We start from the raw sequence: 14,866 nt of genomic DNA, 5'->3' as shown, positions 1-14,866 counted from the left end.
CGCTGGTACGAGGCACAGCGCAAAAAGGCCGCGTGACTTGTGGGTTAAGAACTCCACCAAGCAGGGGCAAGGTCACTCCAGCGAGGTACCTGCTTACCGTACCATTCAAGTGCTACCGCTTTGAAAGTGTCCCCCAACCCAGGAGCGTTGACCAATTTTGCAGCCTGACGCGCTTTGGCAGGATCGATACCTTCCGATTTCTGCAAGCGTGCTACATCCCTGGCTTTCCGAGCAGCAGTCAAACTGACCTTCGGATAGCTGCCGAGTGCCAAGCGCCCTTCCTTGCCGTCTTTCCAATATTTCCAGAACCAACGCCGAGAGCCTGCGGGGCTGACCTCAAGGTACAGACCACCTGAGTCGAGCGCTCTCGCTTGGCCCCGGGAGAACAGGTTGCATTTCGGCACTGCGCATCAGTCAACATAGGGAACAAATCCTCTCAATAGGAACCTCCCTCAGAAGGGAGTGGGGGAACAAGGGGAAGAAATCTACCATTTCCTCTGTTTATTCCCCCTACTGTTCCCCCTACAGACGTTGGCTGCAGTGGAATCCTCTTGGACATCATCGGATCTAAGTCATTGATTTCACAAAAGAAAAAAGGGGTCCAATGAATTTCATTGAACCCCTTTGTACGGGTGGATGGTGGAGCTGGCGGGAATTGAACCCGCGTCCGCAAGCCTTTATCGGGCAGATCTACATGTTTAGCGGTCTGTTTTAAGTCTCGCCATCGGCATCGCGCAGTCGCACGCTACACCGGCCGCCAGTACCCTATTTTCTCGCCCCCATCCAAGGTACCCGGATCGGGGCCAGCCCATGTAATTATCCTTGCAGCCGGGAGGAACTGATTGCTCAGAACCCCCTTGCCCAGCCCATCGGCCAACTGTTGCAAGGCTCACTGGCAATTAAGCAGCGAGTGCGAAACGTTCGTCGTTTGCAGTTAGTTTTTTAAATCGAGATTTACGAGCGTGACTCAAGCTCGACATGCACCACACCGATTCCGAACCCACGTCGAAACCAGGACAGCCCCTACGAGAAGCATTTTAGGCCTTCCCGAGCAATTGCAAGAGCTCGGCTGGAGAATTAATTACCGCCTGAGCGCCCCATTGCGACGGATTTGCCCTCGCTCCCAGATATCCATACGTCGCAGCCACCGTTCCCATGCCAGCGGCACGCCCCGCAGCGATATCCCGCTCGTCGTCGCCCACATAGATACAAAGGCCAGGATCCAATCCCAGGCGCGACGCGGCTTCCAGGAGTGGCGCGGGGTGCGGTTTGGCATGAGGCGTTGTGTCCCCGCTCACAACGGCACTGGCGGTACTGAACAACGGCATGGCAAGGGTCAACGGCCCGGTAAAGCGGACCGATTTATTGGTAACCACACCCCATGCCATTTGCCGCTGAAGCAGTTGCTCGATCAGTGGAGAGATCCCATCAAAAACAGTGGTCAGATGGGTCATGCGCCTTTCGTAATTGACGAAAAACTCTTCGCAGTACGCGGCATAGTCTGGGTGCTCCGGCGTCAGACCAAAGGCCTCGCCCAGCATGCCCCGCGCTCCCGCGCCGGCCATGGGACGATAACGGTCCGAAGGCAAAGAGGGCATACCACGGTCGGTGCGCATCTTGTCGACCGCCGCACCAAGGTCAGGGGCGCTATCGATCAAGGTTCCATCCAGATCGAACAAGACAGCACGAATGTTGTGAAACATGCAGCGCCTCAAGCAGCACGCCGAGCGGCAAACATGTAGTTGACACTGGTGTCGCTACTAAGCCAATAGCGGCGCGTGAGCGGATTATGCTCAAGGCCACAGGTGTCCGTGACATCAAGGCCTGCTGCGCGGCAACTAGCGGCAAGTTCGCTTGGGCGAAGCAGTTTGGCGTATTCATGCGTACCGCGTGGCAGCATGTTCAAGATATATTCCGCCCCCACGATAGCCAGCGCAAACGCCTTGGCATTGCGGTTAATGGTAGAGAAAAAAACCCATCCACCAGGCTTCACGAGTCGAGCACATGCCTGCACGACGGACGCGGGATCTGGAACATGCTCCAGCATTTCCATGCAGGTCACCACATCGAAGCTGGCGGGTTGCTCGGCGGCCAACGCTTCGACACTTATCTCCCGAAAACGCAAGTTAGCAGTCTGGGCTTCCAACGCGTGCAGTCTGGCCACACGCAAGGCCTTGGTGGACAGATCAATGCCGGTGACGTCCGCCCCCTTGCGCGCCATCGAATCCGAAAGAATTCCCCCGCCACACCCCACATCCAGCACCGCCTTTGCAGACAAGGCTGCCCGGCTATCAATCCACTCCAGGCGGAGTGGATTGATTTGATGCAGTGGTCGAAACTCGCTTTCGGGATCCCACCATCGGTGGGCGAGTTCAGAAAATTTGGCCAATTCGGCGGGATCGGCGTTCACAGATTCACTCATGGGAGTCATTGTCCATCAAGCTAAAGACGACCAAAGTACAGGCGTAAAAAAGGCCCCGAACTTGGGGCCTTTTTTGAGCAATCCGAAGATTACTTGGTAGCGCGGGTGCCGACCACTTCGATTTCGACGCGGCGGTTCTTGGCGCGACCTTCTTTGGTCTTGTTGTCAGCCACAGGCTGCTTCTCACCCTTGCCTTCGGTGTACACGCGGTTCTTTTCGATGCCCTTGGAGACCAGATAGGCCTTCACGGCTTCGGAACGACGCACCGACAGCTTCTGGTTGTAAGCATCAGAACCCACGGAGTCGGTGTGACCCACAGCGATGATGACTTCCAGGTTGATATCCTTGACCTTGGAGACCAGGTCATCGAGCTTCGCCTTGCCTTCAGGCTTCAGAACGGACTTGTCAAAGTCAAAGAAAGCGTCGGCAGCGTAGGTCACCTTGGTGGCCACAGCGGGAGCTGGAGCGGGAGCTGGAGCAGCAGCGGCACGCGCTGGAGCAGCGGCGGGCGCTGGAGCAGCGGCCGGAACAACCAGAGCACCGTCGCATCCTGGAGCAGCCGTTGCGGGCGTCCAGTTGGCATCGCGCCAGCAGTATTCATTGGTGCCGTTTTTCCAGACCAGCTCGCCAGAGCCATTCTTCCAGTTGTCAACGGTTTGTGCGCCAGCGGCGGTTACGAGCGCTGCGGAGGCAAACAACATCGCCACTTTGTTCAGTTTCTTCATGGTTCTCCTCTTGGGGAAAAAGCCGCAGCCGCGCTGCGAAACAGGACGTTGTCGGTGACCATCACCAAAAACGTTCAATCGATTGTGCCATACGTAACAGGGCAAGTGATGGGGCCGCGGGCTTGGCGCCGTAGGACAAAAGCGCAATTGCCATGATATGTTGCTAAGTCGCTACACTGTCTTACCCCTAAAATGGCTTCCCTTCGCCGTCACCGCTGCCCCCAATGACCCAGTTTGCCAAAGAAACCCTGCCCATCAGCCTTGAAGAGGAGATGCGGCGCAGCTATCTCGACTACGCGATGAGTGTGATCGTGGGGCGGGCTTTGCCCGATGCGCGGGATGGCCTCAAGCCCGTACACCGGCGCGTGCTCTTTGCCATGCACGAGCTTAACAACGACTGGAATCGCCCCTACAAAAAGTCGGCTCGTATCGTGGGGGATGTGATTGGTAAATACCACCCGCACGGCGACTCGGCGGTGTATGACACCATCGTGCGCATGGCGCAGGATTTCTCGCTGCGCCACATGCTGGTGGATGGCCAGGGCAACTTCGGCTCGGTGGACGGCGACAGCGCCGCCGCGATGCGGTACACCGAGATCCGCCTGGCAAAAATAGCGCACGAGATGCTCGGCGATATTGACAAGGAGACCGTCGATTTCGGCCCTAACTACGACGGCAGCGAAAAAGAACCTCTGGTGCTGCCGAGCAAACTGCCCAACCTGCTGGTCAACGGCTCGGCCGGCATCGCGGTGGGCATGGCCACCAATATCCCGCCGCACAACCTCAACGAAGTGGTGGACGCCTGCCTGCACATGCTGCGCAACCCCGAAACCACCATCGACGAATTGATGGAGATCATTCCGGCACCCGATTTCCCAACGGCCGGCATCATTTACGGCATCAATGGCGTGAAGGACGGCTACCGCACCGGTCGCGGCAAGGTGGTGATGCGCGCGCGCTGCCACTTCGAGGACATCGACCGGGGCCAGCGCCAGTCCATCATCGTGGACGAACTGCCCTACCAGGTCAACAAGAAGACGCTGCAGGAGCGCATGGCCGAGCTGGTGCACGAGAAGAAGATCGAGGGCATCAGCCACATCCAGGACGAGTCCGACAAATCGGGCATGCGCCTGGTGATCGAGCTCAAGCGCGGCGAAGTCCCTGAAGTGGTACTGAACAACCTGTACAAGCAGACGCAGCTGCAGGACACCTTCGGCATGAACATGGTGGCACTGATCGATGGTCAGCCCCGCCTGTGCACCCTCAAAGACCTGATCAGCGTCTTCCTGCAGCACCGCCGCGAAGTGGTGACGCGCCGCACGGTGTTCGAGTTGCGCAAGGCGCGCGACCGCGGCCATGTGCTCGAAGGTCTGGCCGTCGCGCTGGGCAATATCGACGACTTCATCCGCATCATCCGCGAATCGCCCACGCCGCCAGTGGCCAAGGCCGAGCTGATGACGCGCTCCTGGGACAGCAAGCTGGTGCGCGAAATGCTCACGCGCACCCGTGCGGATGGCGGCGTGGTCAACGCCGACGACTACCGCCCAGAAGGACTGGAAAAGGAATTCGGCATGGGCCAGGATGGCCTGTACCGCCTGTCGGACACCCAGGCCCAGGAAATCCTGCAGATGCGCCTGCAGCGCCTCACCGGCCTGGAGCAGGACAAGATCGTGGCCGAGTACAAGGAAGTCATGGCGGTCATCGAAGACCTGCTGGACATTCTGGCCAAGCCCGAGCGCGTGTCAATCATCATTGGCGACGAACTCACCGCCATCAAGCAGGAGTTCGGCCAGCACAAGCTGGGTGCACGCCGCAGCGTGGTCGAATACAGCGCCCAGGACCTCTCTACCGAAGACCTGATCACGCCCACCGACATGGTGGTGACGCTCAGCCACACTGGCTACATCAAGAGCCAGCCCTTGAGCGAATACCGCGCCCAAAAGCGTGGCGGCCGGGGCAAGCAGGCCACGGCCACCAAGGAAGACGACTGGATTGATCAGCTCTTCATTGCCAACACGCACGACTACATCCTGTGCTTCTCCAACCGGGGCCGCCTGTACTGGCTCAAGGTCTGGGAAGTGCCGGCGGGCTCGCGCGGCTCGCGCGGCCGTCCCATCGTCAACATGTTCCCGTTGCAGGACGGCGAAAAGATCAACGTGGTGTTGCCGCTCACGGGTGACATGCGCAGCTTCCCCGCTGACCGTTACGTGTTCATGGGCACGAGCATGGGCACCGTGAAGAAGACCGCGCTGGATGAATTCAGCAATCCGCGCAAGGGCGGCATCATCGCCGTCAACCTCGACGACGGCGACTATCTGATTGGCGCGGCCCTCACCGACGGCCAGCACGACGTGATGCTGTTCAGTGATGGTGGCAAGGCCGTGCGCTTTGATGAAAACGACGTGCGCCCGCTGGGCCGCCAGGCCCGCGGCGTGCGCGGCATGATGCTGGAAGACGGCCAGAGCGTGATCGCCATGCTGGTGGCCGAGGACGAAACGCAGAGCGTACTGACCGCCACCGAAAACGGCTATGGCAAGCGCACCAGCATCATCGAATACACCCGCCACGGCCGTGGCACCAAGGGCATGATCGCCATCCAGCAAAGCGAGCGCAACGGCAAAGTGGTGGCCGCAACGCTGGTGCATGCCGATGACGAGATCATGCTGATCACCGACAAGGGCGTGCTGGTGCGCACCCGCGTTTCCGAAATCCGCGAACTTGGCCGTGCCACGCAAGGCGTGACGCTGATCGCGCTGGACGAGGGCTCCAAGCTCAGCGGCCTGCAGCGCATCGTCGAAAACGATGCCAACGTGTCCGACGTTGAAGCCGAAGCTGAAACGAACACGGACAGTGGCGCACCCACTGCGCCCGACACCCCGGATACACCCAACGCCTGACCCGTACCGCACGATCCTGTCGTGTGCCCATAGCGCCTAAAACAGAAGCTGCCAGCGCTTACCCCATAAGCGCTGGCAGCATTTTTGATCAAGATACGATGACACGCCCGTACAACTTCTCGGCCGGCCCGGCTGCCATTCCCCCCGAAGTCCTGGAACAGGCTGCCGCCGAGATGCTGGACTGGCACGGCAGCGGCATGGGCGTGATGGAGATGAGCCACCGCGGCAAGGAATTCATCTCGATCTACGAGGCTGCCGAAGCCGACCTGCGCGAGCTGCTGGGCGTGCCGGCCCATTTCAAGATTCTCTTCATGCAGGGCGGCGGACTGGCGGAAAACGCCATCGTGCCCCTCAACCTGTCGCGTGCCGGGGCAGTCGATTTCGTGGTGACCGGCAGCTGGAGCCAGAAGTCGCAAAAAGAGGCGCGCAAGTACGCCTCGGAAGTCAACGTGATCGCATCCGGTGAAGACAGCGGATTCACCGCCCTGCCCGATCCCGCGGGCTGGACGGTGAGCCGGGGTGCCAGCTATGTGCACATCTGCAGCAACGAAACCATCAACGGCGTCGAATTCCACCAGCTGCCCGACCTGAAGGCACTGGGCAGCGATGCGCCGCTGGTGATCGATTTCTCATCCCATGTGGCCTCGCGCGCCGTGGACTGGTCGCGCGTGGGCCTGGCCTTCGGTGGTGCGCAAAAGAACCTGGGACCCGCCGGCCTCACATTGGTGGTGGTGCGCGAAGACCTGCTGGGCCAGGCTCTGCCGATATGCCCCAGCGCGTTCGACTATCGCATCGTGGCCGACAACCACTCCATGTACAACACGCCGCCCACCTGGGGAATCTACGTGGCGGGTCTGACCTTCCAGTGGCTCAAGCGCCAGCGCGAGGGTGAGCACAGCGGCGTGGCGGCGATCGAGCAGCGCAACATCGCCAAGGCCCGCTTGCTGTACGACGCCATTGACCAGTCGCAGTTCTATGTCAACAAGGTGGCGGCCAACTGCCGCTCGCGCATGAACGTACCCTTCTTCCTGCGCGACGAAAGCCGCAACGATGCCTTCCTGGCAGGAGCCAAGGAGCGCGGACTGCTGCAGCTCAAGGGACACAAGTCGGTGGGCGGCATGCGCGCCAGCCTCTACAACGCCATGCCCCTGGCCGGTGTGCAGGCGCTGGTGGACTACCTGCGAGAATTTGAACAAAAAAACGCCTGAACACCCGTTCAGCCGCACGCTCCGCCAACGCCGCCGTCATCCATGAACAATCCGCAAGCCTCACCCGACCTCGCCAGCCTGCGCGTGCAGATCGACAACATCGACCAGCAACTGCTCACGCTGCTCAACCAGCGCGCGCTGGTGGCCGAGCGGGTGGGCGAAGTCAAGAAGCGCGAGGGCACGCCCTTCTTCCGCCCCGACCGCGTGGCACAGGTGATCGAGAAGATCCAGACCGCCAACCCCGGTCCGCTCAAGGGCGCCCATGTGGCGGCCATCTGGCGCGAGATCATGTCGGCCTGCCTGGCGCTCGAATCACCCCAGCGCGTGGCCGTGCTCGGCCCCGAAGGCACTTTCTGCGAACAGGCGGCCATCGAATACTTTGGCGGCGCCGCCGACCTGATGTACTGCGCCAACTTCGACGAAGTCTTCCATGCCACCGCTGCTGGCAGCGCGCAGTACGGGGTGGTGGGCGTGGAGAACTCCACCGAAGGCGTGGTCACCCGCTCGCTCGACATGTTCCTGCACACGCCTGCCCATGTGGTGGGCGAGGTCAGCCTGCTGATCCGGCACAACCTGCTGCGCCAGACCAACACGCTCGACGGTATCGAGGCCGTGCTGGCCCACCCCCAGGCCCTCGCGCAGTGCCAGGCCTGGCTGACCAAGCACCTGCCCCATGCCGAGCGCCGCCCGGTCTCCAGCAACGCAGAAGGCGCGCGACTGGCGGCCACCAACCCCACATGGGCTGCCCTGTCCAGCGAGCGCGCAGCCCAGCAGTTCGGCCTGCACATCGTCGCCCACGCCATCCAGGACGATGCCTACAACCGCACACGGTTCGCCATCATCTGCCTGCCCCACACGCTACAGACGCCGCCACCGTCGGGCAAGGACTGCACCAGCCTCATCGTGTCCGTCCCCAACCGACCCGGCGCGGTGCATGACCTGCTGGTGCCGCTCAAGACCCATGGCGTCTCGATGACCCGCTTTGAATCGCGCCCTGCCCGCACGGGCCAGTGGGAGTACTACTTCTACATCGACCTTGACGGCCATCCCGCCCAGCCCCATGTGGCGCTGGCGCTGGAAGAACTGCGCAGCCTGTGCGCGTTCTACAAGGTGCTGGGAACCTACCCTGTCTCGGCCTGAGGAACCCGCATGTTTGAACAGCTCGGACTGATTGGCTGCGGCCTCATGGGCGGCTCGTTTGCGCTTGCGATGAAAAAGGCAGGTCTCGTCAAACGGGTGGTCGGCTACAGCAAATCCCCCTCCACCACCGACCGCGCCCGCCAGCTGGGCGTGATTGATGTCGAAGCCCCTTCGGCCCTGCTGGCCGTGGCCGGGGCCGACATTGTGCTGGTGGCTGTGCCCGTCGCCGCCACAGAGGCCACGCTCAAGGCCATCAAGCACCTCGTCACCCCGCAGATGCTGATCATGGACGTGGGCTCCACCAAGGCCGACGTGGTGCAGGCGGCCCGCCACGCACTGCGTGACCAGCTGGGCTCATTCGTGCCCGCCCACCCGATTACCGGGCGCGAGGTCTCCGGGGTGGAGCACGCCGATGCCGAGCTCTACAGCGGCCGGCAGGTCATCCTCACCCCCATCGAGCGGACGCTCACAGCGCAGCTGCACAAGGCCGAAGAGGTGTGGACGGCGCTGGGGTGCCGGGTGACCAGCATGTCGCCCGAATCGCACGATGCCGCGTTTGCCGCCGTCAGCCACCTGCCGCACCTGCTGGCATTTGCCATGATGAACAGCATCACCGGGCAATCCAGCGGCGATGATTTCCTGTCGCTGGCGGGCCCGGGCTTTCGCGATTTCACCCGCATCGCTGCAAGCGACCCCAAGATGTGGCGCGACATTTTGCTGTCCAACCGTGAAGAACTGCTGGCCCAGTCGCGGCTGTTCCAGCAGGCCCTGCAGACTTTTGAGCAGGCCATGCAAAAAGGCGATGCGCAGCGCCTGGAAGACATGCTCACCCTGGCCAGCGAAACCCGTGCCCACTGGCGCATGGGAGCAAAGAGAAAATAACCCCCTGAGTCGCCTGCGGCGCCTTCCTCCAAGAGGGACGCCCCCGGTGGCCTGGCAAAGCCAGTTCCACGGCGGCACTGGCCGAGGACGCGCCGGTGCACATGCCATTGGCCTAACCGATACACCACACCGATGTACAGCACCGCATTCCTTGACCTGCCTCCTCTGCAAACCGCGTCGGGCAACGTCCACCTGCCCGGCTCCAAGAGCATTTCCAACCGCGTGCTGCTGCTGGCGGCGCTGAGCGCCGGCACCACCACCGTGCACGACCTGCTCGCATCCGACGACACCCGCGTGATGCTGGACGCGCTGCGCCAGATCGGCTGCACGGTGGATGAGGCGGGCAGCACCGTGCGCATCACCGGCCTAGGTGGGCGCACACCGTTATCGCCGGCCCGACTCTTCATGGGCAACGCCGGCACGGCCATGCGCCCTCTGACGGCGGCGCTGGCGCTGCTGGGCGGTGCGTTCGAACTGTCGGGTGTGCCCCGCATGCATGAGCGCCCGATTGGCGATCTGGTGGATGCACTGCGCCAGCTGGGTTGCCGGATCGACTACCTGGGCAACGATGGCTACCCCCCCTTGCGCATTGCGCACGACCAGGGCGTTCCCGCCCTCGCCCTGGCTGCGCCCATCCAGGTGCGCGGCGATGTATCGAGCCAGTTCCTCACCGCGCTGCTCATGGCGCTGCCGCTGGCGGCTACACACCAGGATGTGGTCATCGAGGTGGTGGGCGAGCTGATTTCCAAGCCCTACATCCACATCACGCTGCAGTTGCTGGCGCGCTTTGGCATTGTGGTCGAGCACCAGAACTGGCAGCGGTTCACGATTGCAGCGGGCAGCCGCTACCAATCGCCCGGGAACATCCATGTGGAGGCAGATGCCTCATCCGCGAGCTATTTCATAGCACTTGGCGCCATCGCAAAAAGTGCCAGTGATCAAAAAGGCATAAGAATACAAGGCGTTGGCCTCGACTCGATTCAGGGCGACATCCACTTTGTCGAAGCCGCCCGGGCCATGGGCGCCGTGGTCACGGGTGGCCCCAACTGGCTGCAGATCGAACGCGGTGCATGGCCCCTGAAGGCCATCGACCTGGACTGCAACCACATCCCGGACGCCGCCATGACCCTGGCCGTGATGGCGCTGTACGCCAAGGGCACGACCACGCTGCGCAACATTGCCAGCTGGAGGGTGAAGGAAACCGACCGCATTGCCGCCATGGCCACCGAACTGCGCAAGCTCGGCGCCACGGTGCAAGAAGGTGCGGACTTCATCTGCGTGACACCGCCAGCGCGCGAGCAGGACTGGAAGCCCGCGAGCATCCACACCTACGACGACCACCGCGTGGCCATGTGCTTTTCGCTGGCAACCTTCAATCCAGCCAACCTGCCGGTGCGCATCGAAGACCCAAAGTGTGTCGCCAAGACGTTTCCGGACTATTTCGAAGCGCTGTTCTCCGTAGCCCAGGCAGAGACAGCACGTATTCCGGTGGTCTGCATCGACGGCCCCACCGCCTCGGGCAAGGGCACGGTGGCCGCGGCCGTGGCACAGCGGCTGGGCTACCAGTTTCTCGACTCGGGCGCGATGTACCGCATCACCGCCCTGGCCGCCGCGCGTGCCGGCCTGACCATCGACGCAGAGCATGAAACGCGCATAGGTGCCCTGGCCCAGACCCTGCCCGTGCACTTTGACGGCGGCCGGGTGCTGCTCGGCGACGACGACGTGACCGATGCCATCCGCACCGAAGAAGCCGGCATGAACGCGTCCCGCGTGTCAGCCCTGCCCGCTGTGCGCACGGCGCTGGTTCAACTCCAGCACAGCTTTCGGTGCCTGCCGGGCCTGGTGGCCGATGGCCGCGACATGGGCACGGTGATCTTTCCGAACGCCCCCTTGAAGGTGTATCTGACCGCCAGCGCCGCCTGTCGCGCCGAGCGTCGTTACAAACAGTTGATTTCAAAGGGTTTTTCAGCTAGTATCGACGACCTTCGCGCGGATCTGGAGGCGCGCGATGCCCGGGACAGTTCCCGCAGCATCGCACCGCTCAAGCCCGCGCAGGACGCTCTGGTCCTGGACAACTCCACCTTGACGATTGATGAAGCCGTCGATCAGGTGTTGGCCTGGTGGCAGGAGCGGCAGCCTTTCGCCGTCTCTGCGCAAGGCTGAACAGTGTGGGGCCCTTCTTGAAAACGGGGCTTCCAGGCAGCGCCGAAAGGCCTTGCCACAGGCCCATTCAGCCCCTCTCGCGCGCCAGCGCACAGGCTGTTTGGATCGATAACCTAACCCGCGGTTCTACCGCAAAAAACCACCGCAAGCAGCTATAAAAACAGTAGCAATAGTGCTACTGGAATCCTGTTTGTGGCAAGGAAACACATGTCCGAATCTTTTGCCGCCCTTTTTGAAGAATCCTTGCAGCGCACGGAAATGCGCCCCGGCGAAGTCATCACCGCGGAAGTCGTGCGCGTCGAGCACAACTTCGTGGTCGTGAACGCTGGCCTCAAGTCCGAAGCCTATGTGCCGCTGGAAGAGTTCAAGAACGACAAGGGCGAAGTCGAAGTCCAAGTGGGTGACTTCGTCTCGGTGGCCATTGGCTCCATCGAAAACGGCTACGGCGACACCATCCTGTCGCGCGACACCGCCAAGCGTCTGGCTTCCTGGATGAGCCTGGAAAAGGCCCTGGAATCCGGCGAATTCGTCACTGGCACCACCAGCGGCAAGGTCAAGGGCGGCCTGACCGTCCTGGTCAACGGCATCCGCGCCTTCCTGCCCGGTTCGCTGATCGATACGCGTCCGATCAAGGATCTGACGCCGTACGAAAACAAGACCATGGAATTCAAGGTCATCAAGCTCGACCGCAAGCGCAACAACGTGGTGCTGAGCCGCCGCGCCGTGGTGGAAGCCTCCATGGGTGAAGAGCGCGCCAAGCTGATGGAAACCCTGAAGGAAGGCTCCATCGTCCAGGGCGTGGTCAAGAACATCACCGAATACGGTGCGTTCGTGGACCTGGGCGGCATCGACGGCCTGCTGCACATCACCGACATGGCATGGCGCCGTGTGCGTCACCCCTCCGAAGTGGTGACGGCTGGCCAGGAAATCACGGCCAAGATCCTGAAGTTCGACACCGAAAAGAACCGTGTCTCGCTGGGCCTGAAGCAGATGGGCGACGACCCCTGGATGGGCGTGAACCGCCGCTACCCCCAAGGCACCCGCCTGTTCGGCAAGATCACGAACATTGCCGACTACGGCGCGTTCGTCGAACTCGAACCCGGCATCGAAGGCCTGGTGCACGTCTCCGAAATGGACTGGACCAACAAGAACATCGCGCCTTCCAAGCTGGTCACGCTGGGCGACGAAGTCGAAGTCATGGTGCTGGAAATCGACGAAGACAAGCGCCGCATCAGCCTGGGCATGAAGCAGTGCAAGGCCAACCCATGGCAAGAATTCGCACAGGACACGAAGCGCGGCGACCGCGTCAAGGGTCCCATCAAGTCGATCACCGACTTCGGCGTGTTCGTGGGCCTGGCTGCCGGCATCGACGGCCTGGTGCACCTGTCCGACCTCTCGTGGAACGAAACCGGCGAAGCCGCGGTTCGCAACTACAAGAAGGGCCAGGAAGTGGAAGCCATCGTGCTGGCCGTGGACGTGGACCGTGAACGCATCTCGCTGGGCATCAAGCAGCTCGACGGCGACCCGTTCACCACCTTCGTAACCGTGAACGACAAGGGCCAGACGGTGACCGGCAAGGTCAAGACCGTGGACGCCCGTGGCGCTGAAATCGACCTCGGCGAAGACATCGTGGGCTACCTGCGCGCTTCGGAAATCTCCCGCGACCGCGTGGAAGATGCCCGCAACGTGCTCAAGGAAGGCGACGAAGTCACCGCTGTGGTAGTCAATGTGGATCGCAAGACCCGCAACATCCAGCTGTCGATCAAGCAAAAGGACATGGCCGACGAGCAAGGCGCCATGGCCAGCCTGAGCCAGCAGTCGAGCCGCGAAAGCGCCGGCACGACCAGCCTGGGCGCCCTGTTGCGCGCCAAGCTGGACAACTCGGAAAAGTAAAGCGCTGACCCTTAGGGAGCATCTGCGCGATCCGCAGCGCACACGGCGCGATGATCCGTGCAGAGGCTCCCTAGACGATCAGACAGCGGGCGCCTTGTGCGCCCGCTTCTCTTTCAGTCCCTGATTCCCTGCCATGACCCAAGACTCCATGACCCGCTCAGACCTCGTTGAAGAACTGGCCGAACGCTTTGGTCAGCTCACCCACCGCGATGCAGAATTCGCGGTCAAGACCATCCTGGATGCCGTGGGCGACGCCCTGGTGCGCGGACACCGCATCGAGATCCGGGGCTTTGGCAGCTTTTCGGTGAACCACCGCCCTCCCCGCATGGGACGTAATCCGCGCAGCGGCGAGGCCGTGGCCATTCCGGAAAAGCGCGTGCCGCATTTCAAACCGGGAAAGGCGCTGCGGGAAGCCGTGGACCAGCGAACGGCCGAGCTGGACCGTCTCACCTGAGGCAAAAGAAGCTTCTGATTTGATGGCCTCTGGCGCTTGAAGGATAAGAGCTGCGAACAAAACATAGGCAGACTGCGAACGCAGATGACGCAGCAAGCCAGGCAAAGCAGTGCCAGATGAATGTCGATGCGGCGCTCGAAGCGGGTGCGCAGCTTGCCAAAGGCCGCCAGCCAAGCATGCGTACGCTCAACCACCCAGCGATGGCGCCCGAGCCGATCATTGCGCTCGACTCCTCTGCGGGCAATACGATCCTGAATGCCACGGCGTTTAAGGTGAGCGCGGCTCCGAGCGAAGTCGTAGCCCTTGTCCGCATGCAGCTTCTCGGGCCACTGGCGCGGCCTGCCGCGCTTGCCGCCCACCGCTGGCAATGCATCAACCAGATTCTCGAACACCACCGAGTCATGGCGGTTGGCCCCGGTGACGCAAAAGATCAGCGGGATGCCCTGGCGGTCCGTGAGGATGTGGCGCTTGCTGCCGAGTTTTCCCCGGTCCGTGGGGTTGGGCCCCGTGTACGGGCCCCCCGGGGGCTGGGCACGCTGGCCCCATCCACGCTGGCACGGCTGAAATCAAGCTTGTCAGCACTGCGCAGTTCGGCCAGCAACGCCAGATGCAGACGGTGCCATACGCCGGCGGCCTGCCAGTCACGCAGCCGTCTCCAGCAGGTCATGCCGCTGCCAAAGCCCAATTCCTGGGGCAGGTGCTCCCAAGGCGTGCCCGTGCGCAGCACGAACAGGATGCCATTCAAGGCCAGCTCATCACTCAGTCGCGGCCTGCCGCCCTTGGGCGAGGGCTTCACGGTCGGCAGCAATGGCTCGATCCTTTTGAACAGCGCCGTGCTGATTTCTTTGTTCCTGTTTCTTGCCATGCCGTATCAAACGCACATCGGGCACTGGGCGATGACAGGCTTTTGTTAGCCGCTCTAAGCGCCAGAGGCAATTTCCATGCGTAATCCATGAACGAACGGCCTCGCTCCGCACGACAGCCAGGCCCGATGGTCAAGCTCTTAGAGCCTGTTTACGATCTTCTGCATAGCAAAGCCAAGAAGGCCAAGTGGATGAACTGCAGACTGGTGTTCAGTAACC

Annotated in this window: 11 protein-coding genes, 1 other RNA gene and 1 pseudogene; 7 read left to right on the top strand and 6 right to left on the bottom strand. The window is 62.0% G+C overall.

Translation table 11 applies throughout. The features are described 5' to 3' along the window. Positions 1-44: 44 nt before the first annotated feature. From AC1Q5S_RS21605 to ompA, 5 genes are all read right to left on the bottom strand, one after another. Positions 45-404: an integrase arm-type DNA-binding domain-containing protein gene (locus AC1Q5S_RS21605; protein WP_492239403.1), complete on the bottom strand. Its 360-nt coding sequence runs from the start codon at positions 402-404 to the stop codon at positions 45-47. A gap of 233 nt (positions 405-637) precedes the next feature. Continuing rightward, positions 638-1,024: a transfer-messenger RNA gene (ssrA, locus tag AC1Q5S_RS21600) on the bottom strand. Positions 1,025-1,037: 13 nt separating this feature from the next. Continuing rightward, positions 1,038-1,703, bottom strand: a complete 666-nt coding sequence (locus tag AC1Q5S_RS21595) for an HAD family hydrolase (protein WP_492239402.1) — start codon at positions 1,701-1,703, stop codon at positions 1,038-1,040. A gap of 8 nt (positions 1,704-1,711) precedes the next feature. Then, positions 1,712-2,422: a bifunctional 2-polyprenyl-6-hydroxyphenol methylase/3-demethylubiquinol 3-O-methyltransferase UbiG gene (gene ubiG / locus AC1Q5S_RS21590; RefSeq protein WP_303834801.1), complete on the bottom strand. Its 711-nt coding sequence runs from the start codon at positions 2,420-2,422 to the stop codon at positions 1,712-1,714. A gap of 89 nt (positions 2,423-2,511) precedes the next feature. Then, positions 2,512-3,147 (bottom strand): outer membrane protein OmpA, encoded by a 636-nt coding sequence (gene ompA / locus AC1Q5S_RS21585; RefSeq protein WP_303834800.1) that lies wholly within the window; start codon positions 3,145-3,147, stop codon positions 2,512-2,514. A 224-nt stretch (positions 3,148-3,371) separates the two neighbouring features. On the opposite strand from ompA, the gene gyrA reads away from it, so the two are divergent. From gyrA to AC1Q5S_RS21550, 7 genes are all read left to right on the top strand, one after another. Next, positions 3,372-6,044 (top strand): DNA gyrase subunit A, encoded by a 2,673-nt coding sequence (gene gyrA, locus AC1Q5S_RS21580; protein ID WP_303834799.1) that lies wholly within the window; start codon positions 3,372-3,374, stop codon positions 6,042-6,044. A 98-nt stretch (positions 6,045-6,142) separates the two neighbouring features. Then, positions 6,143-7,252: a 3-phosphoserine/phosphohydroxythreonine transaminase gene (gene serC, locus AC1Q5S_RS21575; RefSeq protein WP_303834797.1), complete on the top strand. Its 1,110-nt coding sequence runs from the start codon at positions 6,143-6,145 to the stop codon at positions 7,250-7,252. A gap of 42 nt (positions 7,253-7,294) precedes the next feature. Continuing rightward, positions 7,295-8,392 (top strand): prephenate dehydratase, encoded by a 1,098-nt coding sequence (gene pheA / locus AC1Q5S_RS21570; RefSeq protein WP_303834795.1) that lies wholly within the window; start codon positions 7,295-7,297, stop codon positions 8,390-8,392. A gap of 9 nt (positions 8,393-8,401) precedes the next feature. Next, a complete protein-coding gene (locus tag AC1Q5S_RS21565; RefSeq protein ID WP_303834793.1) occupies positions 8,402-9,274 on the top strand; it encodes a prephenate dehydrogenase in 873 nt (290 codons plus the stop codon). Between the two features lie 132 nt (positions 9,275-9,406). Further along, complete coding sequence (locus AC1Q5S_RS21560; protein ID WP_492239401.1) at positions 9,407-11,437, top strand: bifunctional 3-phosphoshikimate 1-carboxyvinyltransferase/cytidylate kinase; 2,031 nt, start codon at positions 9,407-9,409, stop codon at positions 11,435-11,437. Between the two features lie 192 nt (positions 11,438-11,629). Beyond that, on the top strand, positions 11,630-13,330 hold the full coding sequence (gene rpsA / locus AC1Q5S_RS21555) for a 30S ribosomal protein S1 (protein ID WP_255346467.1): 1,701 nt from the start codon (positions 11,630-11,632) through the stop codon (positions 13,328-13,330). 148 nt (positions 13,331-13,478) lie between these two features. Next, positions 13,479-13,784, top strand: a complete 306-nt coding sequence (locus AC1Q5S_RS21550) for an integration host factor subunit beta (protein WP_422205754.1) — start codon at positions 13,479-13,481, stop codon at positions 13,782-13,784. A gap of 56 nt (positions 13,785-13,840) precedes the next feature. On the opposite strand, the pseudogene AC1Q5S_RS21545 reads toward AC1Q5S_RS21550, so the two are convergent. Next, positions 13,841-14,649, bottom strand: a pseudogene (locus tag AC1Q5S_RS21545) (IS5 family transposase); the annotation flags it as partial. Between the last annotated feature and the right edge of the window lie 217 nt (positions 14,650-14,866).

Source organism: Acidovorax sp. GW835-FHT14B10 (genome assembly GCF_058793725.1).
The sequence above is the reverse complement of the archived record's forward strand: the minus strand, read 5'-3'. Positions and strand labels throughout refer to the sequence as shown.

Coding starts and splice junctions, on each gene's coding strand:
- AC1Q5S_RS21595 (WP_492239402.1), bottom strand. CDS start 1,703: ATGTTTCACAACATTCGTGCTGTCTTGTTCGATCTGGATGGAACCTTG.
- ubiG (WP_303834801.1), bottom strand. CDS start 2,422: ATGAGTGAATCTGTGAACGCCGATCCCGCCGAATTGGCCAAATTTTCT.
- ompA (WP_303834800.1), bottom strand. CDS start 3,147: ATGAAGAAACTGAACAAAGTGGCGATGTTGTTTGCCTCCGCAGCGCTC.
- gyrA (WP_303834799.1), top strand. CDS start 3,372: ATGACCCAGTTTGCCAAAGAAACCCTGCCCATCAGCCTTGAAGAGGAG.
- serC (WP_303834797.1), top strand. CDS start 6,143: ATGACACGCCCGTACAACTTCTCGGCCGGCCCGGCTGCCATTCCCCCC.
- pheA (WP_303834795.1), top strand. CDS start 7,295: ATGAACAATCCGCAAGCCTCACCCGACCTCGCCAGCCTGCGCGTGCAG.
- AC1Q5S_RS21565 (WP_303834793.1), top strand. CDS start 8,402: ATGTTTGAACAGCTCGGACTGATTGGCTGCGGCCTCATGGGCGGCTCG.
- AC1Q5S_RS21560 (WP_492239401.1), top strand. CDS start 9,407: ATGTACAGCACCGCATTCCTTGACCTGCCTCCTCTGCAAACCGCGTCG.
- AC1Q5S_RS21550 (WP_422205754.1), top strand. CDS start 13,479: ATGACCCGCTCAGACCTCGTTGAAGAACTGGCCGAACGCTTTGGTCAG.